General features: G+C 59.5%; 20 protein-coding genes. 12 read left to right on the top strand and 8 right to left on the bottom strand.

Annotated features, from left to right (window positions below):
* Window positions 1–5: 5 nt before the first annotated feature.
* Complete coding sequence (locus ACP90_RS11625) at window positions 6–398, bottom strand: DUF2780 domain-containing protein (RefSeq protein WP_055656631.1); 393 nt, start codon at window positions 396–398, stop codon at window positions 6–8.
* A gap of 220 nt (window positions 399–618) precedes the next feature.
* On the opposite strand from ACP90_RS11625, the gene ACP90_RS11620 reads away from it, so the two are divergent.
* The 6 genes from ACP90_RS11620 (at window position 619) to ACP90_RS11595 (ending at window position 8,138) form a co-directional block, all read left to right on the top strand.
* Window positions 619–2,178, top strand: a complete 1,560-nt coding sequence (locus tag ACP90_RS11620) for a helicase HerA-like domain-containing protein (RefSeq protein ID WP_023000966.1) — start codon at window positions 619–621, stop codon at window positions 2,176–2,178.
* 8 nt (window positions 2,179–2,186) lie between these two features.
* Window positions 2,187–3,134, top strand: a complete 948-nt coding sequence (locus ACP90_RS11615; RefSeq protein WP_062488432.1) for a cation transporter — start codon at window positions 2,187–2,189, stop codon at window positions 3,132–3,134.
* Window positions 3,135–3,267: 133 nt separating this feature from the next.
* On the top strand, window positions 3,268–5,160 hold the full coding sequence (locus tag ACP90_RS11610; protein WP_062491546.1) for a mechanosensitive ion channel family protein: 1,893 nt from the start codon (window positions 3,268–3,270) through the stop codon (window positions 5,158–5,160).
* Window positions 5,161–5,309: 149 nt separating this feature from the next.
* Window positions 5,310–6,698, top strand: a complete 1,389-nt coding sequence (locus ACP90_RS11605; protein WP_062488431.1) for a dipeptidase — start codon at window positions 5,310–5,312, stop codon at window positions 6,696–6,698.
* A 103-nt stretch (window positions 6,699–6,801) separates the two neighbouring features.
* Window positions 6,802–7,383 (top strand): TIGR00730 family Rossman fold protein, encoded by a 582-nt coding sequence (locus ACP90_RS11600; protein WP_062488430.1) that lies wholly within the window; start codon window positions 6,802–6,804, stop codon window positions 7,381–7,383.
* Window positions 7,384–7,547: 164 nt separating this feature from the next.
* A complete protein-coding gene (locus ACP90_RS11595; RefSeq protein ID WP_023000961.1) occupies window positions 7,548–8,138 on the top strand; it encodes a DUF1131 family protein in 591 nt (196 codons plus the stop codon).
* A gap of 219 nt (window positions 8,139–8,357) precedes the next feature.
* Here the strand turns inward: ACP90_RS11595 and ACP90_RS11590 are convergent, their stop codons facing one another.
* The gene (locus ACP90_RS11590) at window positions 8,358–9,395 is read right to left on the bottom strand and encodes a phytanoyl-CoA dioxygenase family protein (protein WP_055654961.1); all 1,038 of its coding nucleotides are present in this window, start codon (window positions 9,393–9,395) and stop codon (window positions 8,358–8,360) included.
* 176 nt (window positions 9,396–9,571) lie between these two features.
* On the opposite strand from ACP90_RS11590, the gene meaB reads away from it, so the two are divergent.
* Entirely contained in the window at window positions 9,572–10,570 is a 999-nt protein-coding gene (gene meaB / locus ACP90_RS11585; RefSeq protein WP_088665200.1) for a methylmalonyl Co-A mutase-associated GTPase MeaB, read from the top strand.
* On the top strand, window positions 10,567–11,178 hold the full coding sequence (locus ACP90_RS11580) for a peptidase C15 (protein WP_062488429.1): 612 nt from the start codon (window positions 10,567–10,569) through the stop codon (window positions 11,176–11,178). Before meaB ends, ACP90_RS11580 begins: the two co-directional genes overlap by 4 nt.
* Window positions 11,179–11,421: 243 nt before the next feature.
* Here the strand turns inward: ACP90_RS11580 and ACP90_RS11575 are convergent, their stop codons facing one another.
* Window positions 11,422–12,000: a TetR/AcrR family transcriptional regulator gene (locus ACP90_RS11575; protein ID WP_062488428.1), complete on the bottom strand. Its 579-nt coding sequence runs from the start codon at window positions 11,998–12,000 to the stop codon at window positions 11,422–11,424.
* A gap of 203 nt (window positions 12,001–12,203) precedes the next feature.
* Between ACP90_RS11575 and ACP90_RS11570 the strand changes: the two genes are divergently transcribed.
* Window positions 12,204–12,677, top strand: coding sequence for a YHS domain-containing (seleno)protein (locus ACP90_RS11570; RefSeq protein ID WP_023000956.1), 474 nt, complete (start codon window positions 12,204–12,206; stop codon window positions 12,675–12,677).
* 199 nt (window positions 12,678–12,876) lie between these two features.
* Entirely contained in the window at window positions 12,877–14,247 is a 1,371-nt protein-coding gene (locus ACP90_RS11565; protein ID WP_082809915.1) for a TIGR03808 family TAT-translocated repetitive protein, read from the top strand.
* Between the two features lie 410 nt (window positions 14,248–14,657).
* On the opposite strand, the gene ACP90_RS11560 is transcribed toward ACP90_RS11565, so the two are convergent.
* A complete protein-coding gene (locus tag ACP90_RS11560; protein WP_023000954.1) occupies window positions 14,658–15,458 on the bottom strand; it encodes an arginine deiminase-related protein in 801 nt (266 codons plus the stop codon).
* Window positions 15,459–15,503: 45 nt separating this feature from the next.
* Here ACP90_RS11560 and ACP90_RS11555 point away from each other — a divergent pair, with 45 nt between their 5' ends.
* A complete protein-coding gene (locus ACP90_RS11555) occupies window positions 15,504–15,920 on the top strand; it encodes a GNAT family N-acetyltransferase (RefSeq protein ID WP_208993510.1) in 417 nt (138 codons plus the stop codon).
* A 115-nt stretch (window positions 15,921–16,035) separates the two neighbouring features.
* Here ACP90_RS11555 and ACP90_RS11550 read toward each other — a convergent pair whose 3' ends face one another.
* Entirely contained in the window at window positions 16,036–17,064 is a 1,029-nt protein-coding gene (locus tag ACP90_RS11550; RefSeq protein ID WP_062488426.1) for an asparaginase, read from the bottom strand.
* Between the two features lie 35 nt (window positions 17,065–17,099).
* Complete coding sequence (locus ACP90_RS11545; protein ID WP_062488425.1) at window positions 17,100–18,278, bottom strand: aminotransferase; 1,179 nt, start codon at window positions 18,276–18,278, stop codon at window positions 17,100–17,102.
* Between the two features lie 179 nt (window positions 18,279–18,457).
* On the opposite strand from ACP90_RS11545, the gene ACP90_RS11540 reads away from it, so the two are divergent.
* On the top strand, window positions 18,458–20,242 hold the full coding sequence (locus tag ACP90_RS11540) for an SPFH domain-containing protein (protein ID WP_062488424.1): 1,785 nt from the start codon (window positions 18,458–18,460) through the stop codon (window positions 20,240–20,242).
* Window positions 20,243–20,265: 23 nt separating this feature from the next.
* On the opposite strand, the gene ACP90_RS11535 is transcribed toward ACP90_RS11540, so the two are convergent.
* Window positions 20,266–20,958, bottom strand: a complete 693-nt coding sequence (locus ACP90_RS11535; protein WP_062488423.1) for a transporter substrate-binding domain-containing protein — start codon at window positions 20,956–20,958, stop codon at window positions 20,266–20,268.
* Between the two features lie 47 nt (window positions 20,959–21,005).
* Window positions 21,006–21,749: a hypothetical protein gene (locus ACP90_RS11530; protein ID WP_062488422.1), complete on the bottom strand. Its 744-nt coding sequence runs from the start codon at window positions 21,747–21,749 to the stop codon at window positions 21,006–21,008.
* Window positions 21,750–21,965 lie beyond the last annotated feature (216 nt).

Below are 21,965 nucleotides of genomic sequence, written 5' to 3'. Positions count from 1 at the left end.
GACAGTCAGACGATCTGGCTCAGTCCCGGAATTTGTGAAACCACTTCATTCACAACATCGTCCCCTGCTTTTTCCTTAGCATAGGACACGAGTTCTTTGACAACACTTTGCACGCCATCCATGTCGAGGCCCGCATTTGTCAATTCATTGAGTGCCGCCATGGCGCCCATGCCACCGCCCATCATGCTTCCGAGACCGCTCAAGAACCCGCCGCCGGAACCGGCTTCCGCACGCGCATCGACAAGATCCTTCGCTCCGGGCAAAGCGTCGAAGATGAGCTGCATCTTGTCTTCCGGACCTTCCTTGTTCAAGAAGCCCAGAATGATGCCGATGGCGTTCTTGGCGACATCTTCCTCGATGCCTGCTGCCGCCATGATCCGCTGGATGAGCTCGTCCATGAAAATCTCCTGATCAAATGACTGACGCCCTGTCATCCGGCGCCCGTTTGGCTTCTCTATACAAGTCTCGAGGTGCCCACGTCGATGGGCAATGTCTTTTCTGCTCGACTATGCCGCATGCAGGCCGCACGCTCGTCCAATGCCGCCCGGCAACAGAATGTTTCAATCTGGCAGCGAAAGGCTCTAGGCTGCGGCAAGATGCAGGGATTCGGGGGTAATCGTGACGGTAAAAGACAGTATTTTCATCGGTGCCAGCACCAGGGAAGAAACCCTCACGCTCAAGCTCGCAAACCGCCATGGCTTGATTGCCGGAGCAACAGGCACCGGCAAGACCGTTTCGCTGCAGATCCTTGCCGAAGGCTTTTCCAAGGCCGGTGTTCCCGTGTTCTGCGCCGATATCAAGGGCGACCTGTCCGGACTTGCAACCGCGGGTGTTTCCAAGGACTTTCTTGAAAAACGCGCCAGCGATGTCGGGATCGCCGACGAATACACCTACGAAGCGTTCCCCGCGGTGTTCTGGGACCTGCTCGGCGAGCAAGGCCATCCGATCCGCACCACCGTTTCCGAGATCGGGCCCCTGCTCCTCGCCCGACTGCTGGAACTCAACGATACGCAGGAAGGTGTACTGAACGTCCTGTTCGAGCTGGCCGACGATGAAGGCCTGCTGCTGCTGGATCTGAAAGACCTTAGGGCAATGCTTGCCCACGTGGCAGAACGTGCCTCCGAGCTTTCCACGATCTACGGCAACGTTTCCAAGGCGTCCGTCGGGGCCATTCAGCGCAGGCTTCTGGTGCTGGAGCGTCAGGGCGGAGAACACTTCTTCGGAGAACCGGCCCTCGACATCCGTGACTTCATTCGCACAGCGCCGGACGGCCGGGGCGTCGTCAACATCCTCGCTGCCGACAAGCTCATGTCCGCTCCCCGGCTCTATGGCGTCTTCCTGCTCTGGATGCTGTCTGAACTCTTTGAGGAACTGCCCGAAGTCGGTGATCCGGAAAAGCCGAAGCTGGTGTTCTTCTTCGACGAAGCCCACCTTCTGTTTTCCGATGCTCCCAAGGCACTTATCGAGAAGGTGGAACAGGTAGTCCGGCTGATACGTTCCAAGGGTGTCGGCGTCTATTTTGTTACACAGAACCCGCTGGACGTACCGGAGACCGTTCTTTCCCAGCTTGGCAACCGCATTCAACACGCCCTGCGCGCGTTCACGCCGCGTGACCAGAAGGCTGTCAGAGCAGCTGCGGAAACTTTCCGTCCCAACCCGGATCTCAACACCGAACGGGTCATCACGGAACTCGGTGTCGGCGAAGCACTGGTCTCGACCCTGGAAGGCAAAGGCATTCCGTCCGTTGTTCAGCGCACGCTGATCCGTCCGCCCTGTTCGCGGCTGGGTCCCGTCACTCAGGCCGAACGACGGGCCTTGATCCAGTCCAGCCCCGTCTTTGGCACTTATGAGCGCACCCGCGACCGGACGTCGGCTTACGAAGTCTTGATGGGGCGCGCGCAGGAAGCACAGAGACAGGAACAGCGGCGCCAGGAAAAGGAAGACAGCTACGCCAGGAAACATGGCGAGCCACGGCGCTCGCGGTCCGGTTTTCAGCTGCCCGACTTCGGACGCGATGACAGGCCGCGTCAGGAAAGCCGGGAACGGCGCAGCAACCGCCGTGGCCAGCGCGACACGGCCCTGGAAGCCGGGCTCAAGTCCGCAGCCAGAAGTCTCGGCTCCTCGCTCGGCCGTGCGCTGGTTCGGGGCCTGCTCGGTTCGCTGAAAAGAGGCAACTAGACGAAGCGATGCCGGCAACCGCGACCCAAAATCTGGAGACCGAGCGCAAGGCGCTTGTCATCGGCAAATGGGCCAACCTGTTCATGGCCGTTGCCGGCCTTCTGACGGCATGGGTATCCCGGTCCGACGCCATGCTGGTGGATGGGCTGTATTCGGCGGTCAACTTCATCTCCGCCATTGCGGCCGCTCGTATCGGGGCAAGGGTCGGCCTGCCACCAACTCGCTCCAGACCCTGGGGACACGATTTCGACGAGGTGCTCTATGTCACCTTCCGGAGCCTCATCCTCATTGGCGTGCTGGTCTTCGCAGCCTTTGTCTCCATCTCGAAAATCTGGACCTTCTTTTCCGGAGGCATTGTCCCGGAACTGGTGTTTGGTCCGATCGCGGTCTACGCAGTCGTCATCGTCAGCATCTGCCTTGGCCTTGCATTCAACTTTCACCGTGCCTACCGGAAAACCGGCAAGCGCAGCGCCATCCTGAAGACCGAAGCCCGCGCCGCTCTCATCGACGGCGCGCTCAGCGTCGGCTCGGGAGCAGCCCTTCTGTCACTGCCCTATCTGGAAGATACGGTTCTCGGACCATTTGTCCCGATCGGTGATGCCGTCATCGTTCTGGTGTTGATCCTGGCGATCATCTGGCAGCCGCTTTCGACCTTCCGCACGACGCTGGCAGATCTTGCCGGCGTCAGCGCCCCCAGCAGCACCTATGCCAAGGTCGCCCGGGCTGCCCGGGACCTTGCCCGCGAAACAGGCTATCGCCTGCATCGGGCAGCTGTCCTTCAGGCAGGGCGCATGCACTGGGTGGCCGTCTATCTCGACCCCGAAAAACCCGTTCGTGCCGAAGACATAGACACGTTCCGCGACATTCTCTCCGCCCGGCTGGAAGATGTCATCGGGCCTGCAAGGGTGGAAATTGTCCTCACCGCAAGCGATTACACCAATCCGGTTCAGGAGTGATGAGCCCCCCCATTATCCCCTGAGTAACAGGATAGTTACCCCTTCCCGTTAAGGCTGCAATTGAAACAACGGCAGACGGGGCAACATGCGTTACCGAGAAAACCAGCCACAACCGCAATACAAAGCTGAGTGCTTGCAACAGCGCCTCTTCGGTTCGGCCCTGCAATTGCTTTTCCTGCTGTCCCTGGTTGCTGTTCTCCTGACCGGCGCGCCGATGGCCGGTGCACAGGAGCCCGGCGCAGCCCCCACCAGTACGGAAGAGCGGGCAGGATCACTGGATCAAAATCGGGTGGCCCGCGCCCGGGAGTACCTGCGCGACAACCCGATTTCTCCACCCGACACGTCCAGTCCGCGTGCGACACTGGAAAGCTTCGTCTACATCATGAACGAAGTGAACACGCTCTGGATGTCGGTTCGGGACAGTTATGATGACAGCAACCGGTTGTTCCTGTCGGACAGCGAAGAGGAAAAACTGGTTCTGGTACGTGCGCTTCTTTCAAAAGCCGCGCAGACTTTCGACCTCAGCGGCATTCCCGTGACTTCCCGGGAAAATGCCAGCGTCGAGATTGCACTGCAGCTTCAGGAGATCCTGGACAGGATCCCGGCGCCGCTTTTCGAAGACATTCCCGGCTCGCCTGCAGGCAGCTCGCGAAAGGCCGGCAACGCGGCGGATTTGCCTGACCATTGGACCATTCCCGGCACCAGCATCAACCTGCTGCGCCAGGATGAAGGGGAACTGCGCGGGCAGTACCTGTTTTCCAGGTCCTCCGTTGAGCGCATTCCCGAAGACTATGCAGTTGTACGGGTTCTGCCAATCACCGCGGATCGCGGGGAAGACCTCTTTGAATACTACACCTACACCCCCGGCAACCTGATTGCACCGCTCTGGTATGACGTCATTGAAGCAGGGCCAGACCTGCTTCAGTACCATTTTGCCGACCAGGCGTATTGGCAGTGGCTGGCACTTGGAGGACTTCTCGTCCTCTACGCGGTCGTGTTCGGATACTACGTCCGCTGGCGCAGGTGGCGTGCGGTCTCCGTGAACGAAGGTACCCGCATCGTCCACGCGATCCTCAATCCGGTTGTCGTCATCCTTGCCGCAAGTCTCTTCCGCTATGTTTGCGAAGATCAGATCAACATCACAGGCATGCCTTTGGTGGCAGTCGGAACGTCGACGACAGCCATCATCTGGTCGGCGACCGCCTGGATGGTCTATCAGCTTCTGCAGCTGTTCTACGTCTGGTTTTCCAGCAGTGCCGGGGCTGCAAGAGATGGACTTGACGTCAGCCTTCTGCGCACCGGCTTCCGGGTCTTCTCCCTTGCCATCGCGCTGATCGTGCTCGGGTATGGCGCAACTCAGATCGGCATTCCGATCTACGGTGTCATCGCCGGTCTCGGCGTGGGCGGTCTTGCAATTGCCCTTGCTGCCCAGCCAACAATCGAAAACCTGATCGGTGGTATCATTCTCTATGCTGACCGGATGGTGCGTGTCGGCGAATTCTGCCAGTTCGACGATCTGGCGGGCACCGTGGAATCCATCGGCATCCGTTCAACCCGTATCAGGGCGCTCGACCGAACACTCATTACCGTTGCCAATGCCGATCTCGCTAAACGAAAGATCATCAACTACAGCTACCGCGACCAGTTTCACTTCCGACACAAGCTCAAACTGCGGTATGAGACGAGCCAGGCATCACTGAAGTGCGTTCTGGCAGCGATCCACGACTATCTCCTCGCCCACGAAAAGGTAATCGAAGATCCCCTTCGCGTGCGACTGATCGGCTTTGACGATTACGCTGTCACGGTCGACGTCTATGCCTATGTGCAGGCAGCCACCGTCGCAGCGTTTCAGGAAATCCAGGAAGAGCTGCTCTTCGGCATACGGGAGATCGTCGAGGCCAACGGATCTGAAATCGCCTATCCCTCCTCGACTGTCTATCTGGCGCAAGACAAGGGTCTGCAGGACGAACAGACGGCCGGTGACACAGCACCTGCCACCGGCGAGAAAGAGATCCAGGCCGCCTGATGGATCGGCGGCCGGCGCTTTGCGGGCCGTCTTCTGCTTCCTGAATAAGCAATTGCGCAACGCGCGCCGATATGGCCTGTTAGGGCCTTCTCACATTGCCCGAGTCCATCGGGCCTGCTCCTATCTGTTCAAAAATTCAAGGATCCGTCATGAGTTCCATCGACAAGGTCTTGGCGCGCATCGATGCCAATCTCGACAACAGCCTCGACCGACTGTTCGACCTCCTCAAGATCAAGAGCATTTCCACCGACCCTGCGTTCAAGGCTCCGTGCCGTGAGGCTGCTGAATGGCTGGCAAAAGAACTGAACGACATCGGCATTGAGGCATCGGTACGCAACACGACCGGCCATCCGATGGTTGTCGGTCACCGCAAGTCCGGCAAGCCGGGACCGCATGTCCTGTTCTACGGCCACTACGACGTTCAGCCGGTCGATCCGCTGAACCTGTGGAAGCGCGATCCGTTCGACCCGGCCATCGAGACAAAGCCGGACGGCAGCAAGATCATCGTTGCCCGCGGTTCCGCCGACGACAAGGGCCAGCTGATGACCTTCGTCGAAGCGGCCCGCGCCTATCTCGAAGAAACCGGCGACCTGCCGATCGACGTGACGATCCTGTTCGAAGGTGAGGAAGAGTCTGGCTCTCCGTCGCTTCATCCGTTCCTGGAAGCCAACAAGGACGAACTGTCCTGCGATCTTGCGCTCGTGTGCGACACCGGCATGTGGGACGCTGAAACACCGGCTATTTCCATCATGCTGCGCGGCATGGTCGGCGACGAGATCATCGTCAAGGCGGCCAGCCGCGACCTGCATTCCGGCTCCTATGGTGGCTCGGCTCAAAACCCGAACCACATCGTCGCCTCGATCATTGCCGGCCTGCACGATGAAAACGGCAAGGTGACCCTGCCCGGTTTCTACGACGGCGTCATCGACATGCCGGAAGAAGTCACCAAGATGTGGGACGAGCTCGGTTTCTCGGTCGAGGAATTCCTCGGAGATGTCGGCCTGAAATATCCGCGCGGTGAAAAGGACCGCATGCCGCTTGAACACCTCTGGACCCGCCCGACCGTTGAAGTGAACGGAATGTGGGGCGGTTACCAGGGTGCCGGTTCCAAGACAGTGATCCCCGCCGAAGCACATGCCAAGTTTACCTTCCGCCTTGTCGGCGATCAGGACCCGGACAAGGTCCAGGAAGCTTTCCGCGCCTACGTGCGCTCGAAGATCCCGGCAGACTGCACGGTGGATTTCATTGCCAAGGAAGGCAGCCCTGCCCTCAGGCTCGACTTTGCGATGCCTGCGCTGGAAAAGGGCAAGACAGCCCTCAAGGCGGAATGGGGCAAGGATGCTGCGCTGACCGGCATGGGCGGTTCGATCCCGATCGTGGGTGATTTCAAGCGCATGCTGGGTATGGATTCCCTGATGATCGGCTTTGGTCTGGAAGATGACCAGATCCATTCGCCGAACGAAAAATACAACCTGACCAGCTTCCACAAGGGCATCCGTTCCTGGGCCCGGGTTCTGGACGAGTTGGCCAAAGACTGACCTTGAAGATGACACGCGGGCCCACGGGTCCGCGTGTCATGGATCGAACACGATCAACATGCCTGAGGGCAGAGCCTGCTACCTCAGCGACCGGAGAACAGACATGAAATCCATTTGCGTCTTTTGTGGCTCCAGCTACGGCGCTCTCGAGGCATATGCGGATATTGCGCGCGAAACGGGACGCGTCATCGCCGAACAGGGCTACACGCTTGTCTATGGCGGTGCCAAGGTCGGCCTGATGGGCACCGTTGCCGACGCGGCACTTGAAGCCGGCGGCAAGGTGATCGGTGTGCTGCCGCGATCTCTTCAGGACAAGGAAATCGGCCACGAAGGATTGAGCGAACTGCATCTCGTGGATTCGATGCATGAGCGCAAGGCGATGATGGCAGACTTGTCCGACGCCTTCATAGCCCTTCCGGGCGGCGTTGGCACGCTGGAAGAGATTTTCGAAGTCTGGACCTGGGGCCAGCTCGGTTATCACAAGAAGCCCTGCGGTTTCCTCAATGCCGAAGGCTACTACGATCACCTGATCGCCTTCCTCGATCACCAGACAGAGCAGGGTTTCACCAAACAGGTGATGCGCGACATGGCGCAGATCGCCAGTTCGCCGCTGGATATGATCCGCCAGTTCGAAAACTATACGCCCCCTTCCGCACCCAAATGGATCAACCGGGACGAGACCTGACAGGCACGCTGAAACGCAAGCCTTGATGCCCCTGCGGCAGTTGCCTGCAAGCTTCGGGAACTGTCCACAGGGGGCATCGCTCTCTTTGCAAACAAGACGTTACTTGGTAAATCCCGTATCGCTTCTGCGCACTTCGGCGCAGCCCAATCAGCCCGAGTATCATCATGCGTCTAACTGCTATCGGTTTTGCCTGCCTTTTCGCACTTACGGGAGCGGCCTGCGCACCGACGGCGGATCTGGACGGCACATCCGGGCGCCTGGTGCGGACATCCAACATCACGCTGGTGCAAATCGCTGAAGATCATGTCGGCGGCATTACCGGTGAAACCCAATACGGCCAGAAAGCCATTGAGGCAGCCCTGCCCGGCTTCACCACCGAAGGCATTCAAACCGCCAACGAAAACTCCACCGAGTGGGCACTAGCAGCTTTCAACAGTGACGGCTTTCAGGTGTTGCAGGTGTTCAAGGGTCAGAACGGCAAGGTCCGCACTGTTCACGGTGTGACACACCACCTGCAGGGCCCGAACGGCGAACGGATCGGCATGACCTTTTCCGAAATCGGCTCCTCGCGTGCCGACTGCCGCGTCGGCCAGAACCTGTGGCGAGGCATGGCGATCTGCCATTCCGATGGCCATCCGAACGTGGAACTGGTCTACGCAATCCCGGGCTACGACGGCCCGTTCGACCGCCTTCCGGCTGAAAACGACCTGTTCGATGCACAGCTCCAGCGGATCCTCTGGACACCGAAGAGCTGACGGTTACACGGCCGGCCAGGTTCATTCCGACAGATCACCCCCAATTTCCCCTCATCCTGAGGAAGCGCGAAAGCGCTGTCTCGAAGGATGGGCGGCACACACTTGAGCAAGTGTCCCATCCTTCGAGACGGACCTGATGGTCCTCCTCAGGATGAGGTTGGATGGGAACAATTGACTATCGGATCTTTGAAACGAAGAAATCAGAAGACACCTCAGCCCTCACACGTGCGGCTGCGAGCGCACCATGACTTCGCCCACCTTGCGCCACACGTTGCGCTGCTTCAGCGTCTTTTCAGCCACATCCGCAAGATCCATCAGAACCGGCATGCCGCGATCCTTCAAACCCGGCATGGATTTCAGGTCGCCGCCGGTCCACGGCAGGAACGGATTGCGGCGCATGTGCCAGTGGATTTCCGAACGGACTGTCGGTTTGTCGGACGGCGTGCGGCCGTGAAAGGCAAAGGTATCGGCCACGATCAACGTGTTTTCCGGCACCGCCATCTTCTTGGGCTGCGGCAGGCCAAGGGAGGCAAGCTCATCCGCCTTGATCCGGAAAGACCCGCTGGCATGGTGGGACCTCAGATCCTTGGCTGCGCTCAGGGAGCATTCATACTCCCATTCCAGCCGCTCCTTCGTGAGCTTGTGTGAGCCCGGCACGAAGAAGAAGGGCCCGTCGTCCTCGCCGACGTCCTGCAGGAACAGCCAGGCCTTGGACGTTGCGTGGAACGTATCTGCATGGGCATCGGACTGCGGATCTTTTTTCTTCACCTTCAACGGTTCTACCAGGACCGTCTGAATGAAGTTGAGTGGCTGTCCGCCCTGCGAGGCGGCATATCGGATCATGTTGATCGCGCGCGGATCACGCACCGCCTGAGCCAACGCAGCGTTTTTGCGCAACACCTCCGGCGGCAGCAAGGTCATCCGCGTCACCGCCTGGCCCTGACGCATCTCCCGCGATTCGAACGGCTGGTTGAACACTTCTTCCTTGAGCTGGCGGAAAGTTTCTTCCGGCAGGAAGTTCTTGACCAGGAAATAGCCGTTCTCATCGAAGAAAGCCTGCTGGTCCCGATCAACCAGATGGGCCAGCTTCGCGCGTCTGTGTGCTGCAAGATCGGCCGCAAGCTGCACTCTTTTCTTGTGCAGGCCCCAGGTATTCAGCCTCTCGCTTCCCAGAAGCGGATTCTTGCGCGGAGACTTGTCGGTTCCGGCGAGACCCAGAACCCAGAACGGGGCTTTCAGATAGGACAAGGGTGTCATGCAGCACCAAAAATGAATTTCATCGAAGTGGCGTGTATCTAACACGTTTTTGCCTGCGGGTTTCAATGTTTCCATCCGTTTCGGCGCTGTTTTGCGCCGTCAGAACGCGTCGCGAATGCGTCTTCACCCTTTGGCGGCAGTGACCTTTGCCGAATCCTGCGCTAACACCTTGAGGCATGATGACAACGGCACGAAATCTCGACCCCGCGAAGCTGGCGGACGGTCTGAAAGCCGGACAGCGCGCTGCGCTTGCCCGCGCCATCACGCTTGTGGAATCGCGCAAGCGCGAGCATCGCCGCCTTGCCCAGCATCTGATCCAGGAACTGCTACCCCTCACAGGCAAGGCCCTCAGGGTCGGCATCACCGGCGTGCCAGGTGTCGGCAAGTCCACGACCATCGACACGCTCGGATCCAACCTGACTGCCGCCGGGCACAAGGTCGCCGTTCTGGCGGTCGATCCGTCATCCACCCGTACCGGTGGGTCGATCCTGGGTGACAAGACACGAATGGCCCAGCTCGCAGTGGATCCGAACGCCTTCATCCGCCCTTCGCCTTCCGCCGGCACGCTTGGCGGGGTCGCCGCGAAGACGCGCGAAACCATGCTGTTGTGCGAGGCCGCCGGGTACGACGTGATCCTGGTTGAAACCGTCGGCATCGGGCAATCGGAAACCACTGTTGCCGACATGGTCGACTTCTTTCTGGTCCTGATGCTGCCTGGCGCCGGTGACGAGCTTCAGGGCATAAAGAAGGGCGTTCTTGAGCTCGCCGACATGATCGCCGTCAACAAGGCCGACGGCGACGGCGCTACCCGTGCCCGTACCGCGGCCTCGGACTATCGCGCAGCGCTGCATATTCTTGCTCCCAAGTCACCCACATGGACACCGCCTGTCATCACGGTATCTGGCCTCGCCAACGAAGGGCTGGACCACCTGTGGGAGCAGATTACGGTGTTTCGCGAGCGCATGCAGGCCAGCGGTGAATGGCATCAAAAACGCAGCGGCCAACAAGTCGCCTGGATGTGGGACATGCTTCAACAGCGCATGATGGAAGCCCTGACATCGAACACGCGTACCGCCGACCGTCTCAAATCCCTGGAGGAGGAAGTGCGCGGCGGCAAGACCGCTGTCTCGCTCGCGGTGGACGAATTAGCGACCTTGATGGGGCTTGGCGAATGAACACTTCAGGACGCAAGACCGTTCTGGTGACCGGTTTTTCGCCGTTCCCGGGGGCACCCGTCAATCCGACGGAGCGCCTCATGAGACGGCTCGCCAAACGCATTGGGGCGCATCAGTCAGGTGTCGACTTCGTCTTCCATGTCCTGCCGACAACCTGGGCAGGGCGTGAGGATGTCACAGACCGGCTCCGCACCACCCTTTCGCCAGACGCCATCGTGCACTTCGGCGTCGACGGGACGCGGAGAACGATCAATATTGAAACAAGGGCCGTCAACAAAGCCGTACGCGTGCGTCCGGATGCGTTGGGCAGAGCACCGGTCAGGCCGGAACTGGCAATCTCTCAAGAGCGCGCGCGGAGCTCAACCCTGCCTGCCAGGGCCCTGCGCGATGCTGCGCTTGCCGCAGGTGCGCCCGCACAGCTTTCCACCAACGCCGGAACCTATCTCTGCAATGCCACCTTATGGGATTCCATCGGCTCGGGCATTGCCAGCATCTTCGTTCACGTTCCGGCTTTGCCGAAAGGTCCGCGCGATACGAGACCCGCCTACCCTGTCATCGAGGAAGCCGCGGTCCGTATTCTGCGCGAACTGGCAAGGCGCCTGCGATAGGGGGAAGCTCGGGACACTCTCCTGAAGAACTTTCCCCTCATCCCATCTCCCTCATCCTGAGGAAGGCTGAAAGCCCGTCTCGAAGGATGGACCGCTTGCTCCGGAATGTGTCGTCCATCCTTCGAGACAGCACTTCGTGCTCTCTCAGGATGAGGTGGTATTGGGTTATCTGAAATTCAGTATTTCGCGGCTTAAAAGTCCCCGAGCTTCAATATAGCACTTGCTCCAGCTCCTGCCCCTGCCTCAATGCATACGGCCAAGCAATCTCTCGACCTGGCGGATGCAGTCGGCCGCCATGTCGGCGGACAATCCCGCCCGGCCGAGAACCCGCAAGCCGAAATAGGCTGTCAGTACGCCGCGCGCGGTGCCGCGAGCTTCCGTTCCCTCAAGCCCATCGTCCTGAAGCGCGCGGTAAAAACCGTTTTCCAGACGCCTTGTCATGGCCTGCAGCCTTGCCTCTGCTTCTGCACCCCCCGCCTTGTCGACCAGGGCATTGCACAGAAAGCAGCCAAGCCTGTCGCCATCTTTCTGGGCGAGGTCGGCAATGCGGCCGAACAAGGCAAGTATCCGGTCCCGTCCAGCCCCTTCCGAAGGATCACCAAGAAAAGCGACCGTGTTGCTGACAACCTGATCGTTGTACCTGTCGAGTGCCGCCAGATAGACCGACTGTTTGTCCTGGAACGCCTTGTAGAAAGAACCCTTCGTAATGGCCATGGCATCGAGCAGTTCGGACAGCGAGGCTTCGTCGTAGCCAACGTCCCAGAACAGCTCCATGGCTTTTTCCAATGCCTCATCGGCGTCGAATTCCCGAGGTCTTGCCATGCGATCTCCCGTCAAGCCACTTCACAAAAAACTCAACCGCGTGTCACGCGCTTGTGTTTTGTACCATTCGGTTCCTAACTCTATTTAGGAACCACCGGCAGGGTTGGTCAAGTGCGACCGATTAGGAACCAATCGGTTCCTTTCTCAAGATCGCTTGAACACGTCTTTGCCGGACCAATTCAACCCCTTGGGAGTGTCTCCAGATGTTTGCAAACCTCATTCGCGGCTCAGTTGCCGCCCTGGTCGTCGTCACCGGGCTTGTCTCCAGCGCTTTCGGTGCCGGTTTTGATGTCAACGCCACCATCACCGGCCTGGCCCTGCGCGGTGTCGATCCGGTTTCCTATTTCGTCAATGGCGCTCCGCAGGACGGCGACATTGCCATTACCGAAGTTCACAACGGCGCCACCTACCGTTTCGCCTCTGAAGAGAACCGCGATCTCTTCAAGCAGAACCCGGAAAAATATCTTCCGCAATACGGCGGCTTCTGCGCCTTCGGTGCTGCCATGGGCGTGAAGGTCGATGGTGACCCGGACCTGTGGAAGATCGTCGACAACAAGCTTTACCTGAACCTCGCACCGTCGATCCAGGAACGTTGGAACAAGGACGTACCGGGCTTCATTTCCAAGGCTGACGAAAACTGGGTTGGTCTGGAAAGCGTTGACCCGAGCAGCCTCTAATTGCCTCTGACCGGTCTCTTCTGCCCCTGTAGACCGGTTACCTGACCGGCCAGACCCTGTGTCTGGCCGGTCTCTTTTTTTCCGCCGGTTACAGTGTGCGGTCTCGCAAATGCCAATTCGGCACGGCTCTTGCGATTTCAGCCATAGACACTTGAGGCGCATCCCAATCCGGGACGTCGGAAAGCAATTGGCCGGATCGATGACACGTAATCTTTCAAAACTGAACCGACGCGCGTTTCTTGCCGGGACAGCATTGTGTCTTTCCGGGACAGTCGCCACGGCCCAGATGAAGGTTGCCGACCTGCGCGGTTCTATCGACTCAGAGGATCTTGGTCTTCTGCCCAACGCGGCAGATGACCAGACCGCTCAATTCCAGAATGCCGTCAATCGTGCCGTTGAGCGTGGCCGCGCGCTGTTCCTGCCTGCCGGTACCTATCCGGTCGCCAATCTGCGCCTTCCCTCTGGCACATTGATTGTCGGGGTTCCGGGCAGAACACGGCTCGTCTACCAGGGCGGCGGCGGTCAGTTGATCCGTGCCGAGGATGTTGCCAATGTCGGTCTGACCGGGATTACCTTCGATGGCGCTAATCGATCCATCGGCGATTTCACCGAGGGACTGCTGCATTTCATCAACGTCAAGAACGTCACGCTGGACAATTGCGAGATCACCGGTTCTTCCAAGATGGGACTGTTGCTGGACCGCTGTTCAGGCCGGGTCGAAAATTGCCGGATCTCCGGTGCCGCGGAAGCGGGACTGCGTTCGAACGAGGCCAACGGCCTTGCCATAACCGGCAACACGGTGACCGACTGCGCCAACGGCGGCATCTGGGTGCACCGCTGGCGCGAAGGCGAGGACGGAACCATCGTTTCCGGCAACTGGGTGGAACGTATCGGCGCCCGCTACGGCGGCACCGGCCAGTTCGGCAACGGCATCAATGTATTCCGCGCTCATGGCGTCATGGTTTCCAACAACCGCGTGGCGGATTGCGCCTTCTCCGCAATCCGCTCCAATGCAGGTTCCAACGTCCAGATCATCGGTAATTCCTGCCTGCGCTCCGGAGAAACGGCGATCTATTCCGAGTTCGGTTTCCAGGGAGCGGTCATTGCCAACAATATCGTTGACGGCGGTACGATCGGCATATCCATCGCCAACTTCATGGATGGCGGCCGTATGGCGGTCTGCTCCGGCAACCTGATCCGCAACATCAAGAAGGAAGGCCCCTACCCGCCGGAAGTGGCCGGCTTCGGCATCGGCATCGCCGTTGAAGCGGATACGACATTGACCGGCAATGTGGTGGAGGGCGCACCGAAATTCGGCCTGATGCTCGGCTGGGGTCCCTATATGCGCAACATCGCAGCCTCCCAGAACGTTGTTCGGGACTGCGGCACGGGTATTGCCGTAACCGTGGTTGATGGCGCGGGCGCTGCCGTCATCACCAACAACATCGTTCAAGGTTCGCAACAGGGCGCGATCAACGGTTACCGCTGGCTCGAAAAAGCGACCGGTGAACTGAACAATGTTTCGGAATTCGACAATCTCACCGTTCACGGCAACCAGATAGCCGCCTGACCGACCCGACCGCCCGGCACAAACGCGCTCGTCCTCTGAGACATCCTGTCGACCGCTCTCTCCACAACTCAGGTTAAAACCTTACGAGCGGAAACGGAATGGATGCCATGGTCAAGCCATGGCATGACGAGAGAGATGCGCACGCCGAGGGACAAGATCCAGCCAGCGCAATTCGCATCTCAAACCAAAAGACTGACCACTTCCCAATCCCAGTCATTGCAGGGCTTGACCCTGCAATCCATGCCATGGCTGTGCCTGAAACAAAGGCCGTTCAAGCAGAAACCGAACGGCGTGGATGCTATGGAGTCCGAATGCCTGATGCTTCTCAATGAACTCATCCCGAGAACGCACTTACGCGCGTTCACAGGCCCAAGACGAACCGCTGTCAGAACTGCAAAGCTCTGGAGCAATCAGTCCAGGGCAAAGCGCAGTGAGAGGCACGACAGGCCACCATCGACCTTGCGGGCTTCGTGGGTCGGCAGGACGACGGTCGTGAAACCGGCCGCCTCGATAGCTGCCAATGTCTTCGGGTAGCCTTCCGGCACCATCACGACATCATTCACACGGATGACGTTGGCAGCGTAGTCTTCCCCTTCCGGAACGACCACGATTTCCCGGTCACCGAAAAAGCCGCTGTCTGCCATGACCTTGGTCGCCAGGATGACGCCGTCGCCAAGGGTGGAACAGGCCGTCTTGAAATGCAGCACGCCATCGGGTGTCTCGCAGACTTCGGCCTTGTAGCCCCACTCGCCCAGCAACCCGGCAAAGGCATCGGCACCCTCCCGGTCGGTGCGGGCGGACAGGCCGATCAGGATGACGTCGTCGAGCATCAGGACATCGCCGCCGTCGACATGACCGTTCCCCGGCAGGTCGACAACCTTGCCGAACCGGCTTTCCAGCGCCGCACGGATCTCCGCGCCTTCGCCTTCCCGGCTGGCCGTGCCCGGCCGAAGCTGGATGGCGCCTTCAGGCAGGCAGAAGGCAGGATCCTCAACAAAACAACTGTCCGGGTAAGTTTCAAGCTGCGGCAGAACGTCAACCGTCAAGCCGGCTTCTTGCAAGGCCGAGACATAACGCTCATGTTCTGCCCTGAATTTTTCGCCACTCGGGTTGCCCGTGTCCACCGCACGGATGCCGTCGGCCACGCTGTCGGCGGGCGTGCGCGTGATCGCGTGGGTGAAACGGAAAGACAAATCGGGACGATGTGCCATGAGACAACTCCTGTGACAGAACCAAGCGCTCAACCAGCCATCCGCATGGCCAAATTGCAAGACGTCCCGGCCCTGAAAACATGCATCGACAGGGCCTATGCACCGGTAAAATCAACCTTGCCAGACCTGCCGGACGTCTCCTCCGGCCTGGAGGAAGACATCGGGCAAAATCAGGTCTTCGTTGCCGAAACGGATGGCCGCATTGTCGGCTGCGCAATCCTGGGTCTCCACGGCCAAAGTGCTCATCTCATGAACATAGCCGTCGATCCGGATATCAGGGGCATGGGCATCGGGCGTCTGTTGATCGAAGCCGTAGAGGTCCTCGCCAGTGAGAGCGGAGCCACCGAGATACAACTGGCAACCCATGTCGCCATGCCTGAGAACGTTGCTCTTTACGCGCACCTGGGCTGGAGTGAATTGGAAAGAAACGGCAACAAGGTGCTGATGAAAAAAGATCTTTGAGCCAGATCATAAGCGCTCGTCACACGCCTCTGCCTCAAGAGCCGAAAAAGCGGCATCTGAAACTAAACGGAAAAAGGTGAGAGCCAGGAATGAAGCCTGAGAGTGCGCCGGCTTGTTAAGGCAGCGCTGCTTTCAACTCGGTCAGGAACTCTTCGCGCGGCTTGATGTGTCCGGCCTGGATACCGACCCGGGTCAGGATCGGCGGGTTCACCAGTCCGTCAAGCAGAGCTGCCTCATCATCGTTCAGCTCCAGCATCGCTTCCAGAACGGTTGCCATCATCACTTCGGACGCCCGGGTTGCTCCGTCGTCGCATTTCAGCGCGACACCGAAACCAAGCTCGGGAATGGAAGCACAGAAGACACCTTCGGCTCCGGTCTTGACGAACACTCGGCCACGGAAAGCTTCCATCACCCTGGTGCAAAAACGGCCTGTCCCGGCAACCATGTAGGGTTCGTTGATGCAGGCATCAAACAGCCGTTCGGCAGCCTCTGCCCGAAGCGGCTCCAGCCCTTCACCCGTTCCAAAGGCGGCAAAGGCGCGCGCGAAGCTGCGCAAAGGTGAAGCGTAGGTCGGGATTGAACAGCCGTCTGTTCCGCAGACATCCTCGGACAGAGTATCGCCGGTCATCTGCTCCATCACGTTGCGAACTTCACGCTGCACAGGGTGTTCCGCGTTTACATAGCCGCGTGTCTCGACACCCATAACCTTGGCCAGGCCAAGGAAACCGGCATGTTTGCCTGAGCAGTTGTTGTGCAGGCCGCAGGGCGATTCATCAGCCAGGATAAGTTTGGCTGCATCTTCCATCCGCTGGGGCCACTGCGGGCCGCACTCGAGATTGTCTTCGGCAAGGCCTGCCTTCATCAGCATGACCCGTGCCGAATTGGCGTGAACTTCCTCTCCGTTGTGAGACGCACAGGCAAGTGCCAGTTCGGCATCTGAATAGTCGAGCGCTTCCGCCGCTCCCGATTCAACCAGGGGCAATGCCTGAAGTGCCTTGATGGCGGAGCGCGGAAACACCCGGGCTTCCACATTGCCGATACCGAAAACCAGCTTTCCGGCGCTATCGACGATCGCAATGCTGCCCCGATGCAGGCTTTCGATTACGGTGCCGCGGGTGACGTCGACCAGAGCCGGATTGTCCATGAAGTTTCTCATTTCCAAGGTTTCACACTATCAGGCTAAGCGGATTCGGCCCGGGCCGCAGTCAAAAATGCGGAAAGACGGGCGAGCGCTTCATCGATCACGGCATCCTGCTTGCAGAAGCAGAAGCGAATGTAGCCCTCGGGCGCATCCGATCCATAAAAGGCAGACACGGGAACTGCCGCAACACCGGCGGCCGTGACCAGGGTTTCACACGCCTCGACATCAGTCCGTCCAAGCCCCAGCCCTTCGAACCCGCATGTCAGGAAGTAGGTTGCATTGCAAGGCAGAACGGAAAACCCGAGGGCGGCAAGGCCTGCCGCCATGCGGTCGCGCTTTGCGGCAAGGTCTTGCGACAGGCCATCGTAGTAGCTGTCGTCCTTGCGCAGGCCATAGGCAACAGCCTTTTGCAGATGTGGCGGTGTCGTGAAGGTCACCCACTGGTGCGCCTTGGCAATCGGGTCCATCAGCGCGGCAGGCCCGGTGACATAGCCGACCTTCCACCCGGTGAGCGAGAAGGTCTTGCCCGCAGAGCCGATCCGCACCGTGCGCTCGCGCATGCCGTCCAGCGCCATCAGCGGTGTGTGCCTATGACCGTCAAAGACGAGGTGCTCGTAGACTTCGTCACAGATCGCATAGGCATCATACTGGCGGCAGAGAGAGGCGACCAACGCAAGCTCTTCGTCTGAAAACACCTTGGCCGTCGGGTTCATCGGGTTGTTGATGAGAACTGCCTTGGTCTTGTCGGAGAAGGCTGCCTTGAGAGCTTCAGCATCCAGCGACCAGTTGGGCGGGGTCACCCGGACGCGCACGGGAATGCCGCCGGCCTGCTTCACCAGCGGCAGGTAGCAATCGTAGAGCGGTTCGATCAGCACGACCTCGTCACCCGGCGAGACCAGCGCGAAAATGCAATCCGCCAACGCCTCGGTCGCACCGGAAGTCACCATCACTTCGGTTTGCGGATCGACCTCGAGACCGTAGAAACGGCGATTGGCCTCGGCAACGGCCTGGCGAAGGTCCGGTATTCCCAACATGGGCGGATATTGGTTCGGCCCCTGCAACAACGCATCAGCTGCCGCCTGCCGGATATCCACCGGCCCGTCGACATCTGGAAATCCCTGTCCGAGGTTCACTGCCCCATGCGCCATTGCCAAGCGCGACATGGTCTCGAACACGGTGGTGGCAATGCCGGTGAAGACCGGATTGGTCGGCTTCATGGTTCCTCCCGAGCGTCTTTTCGCCGGTTCTAATCCTACCCGCGTTTGCCGTCGAGCTTTTTCATCTGAACGAGGCCCAGGCGCAGTTCGACCACCACGTGTCACATGAGTGTCGTTGACTCAGTCCATCACCCGCAGTCAGATAGGTTCCGCATCGGAACCTTGGCGGAGGAAACGTGATGCTCGGTGTGACTATTGGAATTGTGGCAATCCTTCTGGGAGCCAGCATCATTCTTCGAAGAGCCGGAGTTCCCGCCGGCGGTCACAGGCTGGTTCAAATTTTTTCGAGCCGGTTCATGGGCATCATTCTGGTGCTGATCGGCGGCTTCATGCTCCTGTCCTCTTCCTTCATCTTGGTGGACGCCAACAGTGTTGGTCACCTGAAGAGGATCTATGCGTTCGAGGAGTTGCCTGAGGGCCGCATCCTTGCCCTGGACGGCGAAAAAGGCCCGCAGGCCCAGATCCTCGGGCCCGGCTTTCATTTCATTCCGCTTGTCCGGGTGCTCTACGATTTCGAGGAATGGGACGTCGTCACCATTCCCGAAGGCTATTATGGCCAGTTGACCGCACTCGACGGCGACGCCATGCCCTCCGGCATGTTCATGGCACCGGCAATTGCAGATGCAGATGTCGGCGACATGCTGAAGGCCGACAGCTTCCTGACAAAGGGCGGTCTGCGCGGACCGCAGGAAACGGTGCTGAAGCCCGGGCAATACCGTCTGAACCGGTATCTCTTCGACATTCGCCTCGATGAGAATACCAACGCGACGATTATCCCCGCCGGGCACGTGGGTGTGGTCAAGTCCAATGTCAGTCAGCCCGGCATCAATTGCATCGAGGAAGAAGTCTCTGCCTCCTCTGTTTCCCGCGAGGCGCTTACCGTTCCCCTGGTACCCAGAGGCTGCGTCGGCATCTGGAAAGACCCGCTCTTCCCAGGGGCCTATTACCTCAACCGGCAGGCCTATGAAGTGACGCTGGTCGATACCCGCGTCCAGACCTGGGAATACAAGGGCGGCTACGTAAAACGCATCATCGATCTCTCGGTCGATCAACAGGGCAATATCCAGCAGAACGAACGCTCCGTGCAGGAACAGATCCCCAGCGACGCTGCCGACCGGGCGGTCTACGTGAAGGTGGAAGGCTGGGACATTCCCCTGGAACTGCGCGCCCTCGTCCAGGTCGACCCTGACAATGCACCCGTGGTCGTCGGCTCCGTCGGCGGACTGGAGGAGATTGAAAACCGCATCCTGACACCGGCCATCCGTTCGATCGTGAGGAACGTCGCCGGTGCCTCGATCCGCGTGCAGGACAAGAATGCCGACGGAACGCCGGTGCAGCCCGCGACCTACACCGTGCGCCCGACCAAGGTTCTGGATCTCATCGAAAACCGCGATGCCCTGGAACAGACCATCGAGCAGCAGATCAAAATCGAAGGCAACAAGGCCGGCGTCGACATTCGCGAGATCCGTCTGGGCGAACCGGCCATCCCGCCGGAACTGCTGGTCTCCCGCCTGCGCGTGCAATTGGCCGATCAGCTATCCACTGCCTACGAACGCGAAACGGATGCGCAGCAAAAACGCATCGAAACGGAACAGGCACGTTCCACGGCGGACGAACAGCCCCGTCTCGTGGAAGCCCAGATAGCCGTGCAGGTGGCCAATCAGCGCGAACAGGAACGCGCTGCCCTTGGCCGCGCCGAGCGCCAGTATCTGGAGGAACTTGCCCGAGGCCAGAGAGCGCAAGTCGACGTTCTCGGCCAGGACCGCGTAGCGCTCCTGCAGGCACTGGAGAAACTGCTGACCTCGCTGGAACGCAAACCGGAGCTGGTCGGCCTCGTCGGCAAGCTTGTTCCCAATACAGTTGTCGGTGGAGACAGCGGCTTTGCCGGTGCGGCCGCCCTTCTCGGAGCAAGCCTGGGCCAGGCCCAGCAACCGGCAGCTAACCGTGCATCCGGCGGGCAGTAGTCCGGAGCAGCGGATTGGCCCGCCTAGCTCGGGCCATCCCCGGTATCCTTGTCCTTCTCACCCAGGACGGCGCGCAAGGCCTCCTCCACCCGAGGCACCAGATCCCGGTGCCGCTCGTGAAGGTAATGATAGAAGGCATATTCCTTGCGGCTGGACGGGAGAGAAAAAGCATCCTCAAGACCGAACCTCTCTATCATCTCCTTCGCCCTCAACTCGCGGACGAAAACCAGATCGAGCCGCTTCTGTTTCAGCATGAGAAACAGCTGCTCCGGTTCTTCAGCCGACCAGACCTCTGCAAACCCGCTGGCCGCCATTTCGCCAAAGACAGCCCCGCGCACATGCCCTGCCCGCAGGGATTTAAGATCCTCCAGTGATTTGTCCTTCAGGTCTGCGCGGTTGGTGTAGCCATAGGCCACAACAGAAAGCAGCGGCACATCCACCCTGACGAGGGTGGGATAACGGTCCCCCACAGAGCCGATCCGGATCACTTCGCCATCGGTTTTGCCGGAGGTGGATTCCACCAGTGCCCGGCTTGGCGTGTTTTCGACAATCTCCAGTTCGATCCCAAGGCTCGAATAGGCTTTTTGCAGATATCCGACCGCCACCGGGGTCAAACCGGGAGCCTCAAACCCGGACAGCACAATTCTCTCGCCCGCGGAAGCGGCAGTAGCCAGAAGGAACCCGGCCAGCAGACAGATGAGCCTCTTCGTGCGCATAGTGTTCCTCGCAGCGTCTCGTCGGCCGTGCAGCCCGCGTAAAACCTTCAGCTCAAGCCGGTCTTGTGCAGAACGTGTCCATCTTTCTCCGGCGTCGTCTCACCGACACCGTCGGTTTCCTCACCCACTGGTACCGCCAGCATTCTTTTCAGAACGGCCTCGATCCTGGGCACCAGATCCGCATGTTTTTCATGCAGATAGTGATAGAATGCGACCTCCTGCAAAGACGGTCGCAACGGGAAGACACCCACCAGCTTGCGGTCGCGGATAATGCGCCGCCCCGTGCTCTCCCCGGCTATGACAAGGTCGATCCGGTCTCGCTGGAGCATCTCGAACAATTGTTCGGGCGTATCTGCGGTCCATACCTCTGCAAACCCATCTGCCAGTTCAGCGGCGAACCGTGCGCCCGCCACATGGCCGACCCGCAAATGCCGGAGCTGCTTGAAGGACTTGCCGCGAAGCTGAGGCTTGTTCGCATAGGCGAAGGTTCGAGCCAGGATAATCGGAACATCGACACGCAACAGGCTGCTGTGATCGGCTTCGATGGTCCTGATCCGCACCAGTTCACCGTCGGTCTTGCCGGAAGCTGAATCCAGCAGTGCCCTGCGAGGGCTGGTGATAACCTTCTGGATGCGGATGCCTAACTCCCCATAGGCCTGACTTAGAATACTCTCGGCAACGGGGGTCAGGTTTGGGGCTTCAAAACCGGACAGCTTGAGAACGTCCTGTGCCCGGGCGCTGGACATCAGAAGAAGAACGCTCAGCATGGCGCAAAACATGAGCCGATGCATTCCGCCCTCCTTAAGCTGCCTGCACGACAATTTCGTTCAAAACAAGCCGTTTGACTGCGGTCACGTCCTCCGCAGTCCCGTATCTAGAGCAATAACCCTACGGGACAATTTGCAGACTTTCCAAGCTGATTGCAATGCGGTTGTACAATCTATTATGAATAACCAATAACGTGCGCTTGCATGTTTCTCCTTCCGCCAGTCAGGAAAAGACTTCAA

Source organism: Labrenzia sp. CP4 (genome assembly GCF_001579905.1).
Taxonomy (GTDB): domain Bacteria; phylum Pseudomonadota; class Alphaproteobacteria; order Rhizobiales; family Stappiaceae; genus Roseibium; species Roseibium algicola.
The sequence above is the reverse complement of the archived record's forward strand: the minus strand, read 5'-3'. Positions and strand labels throughout refer to the sequence as shown.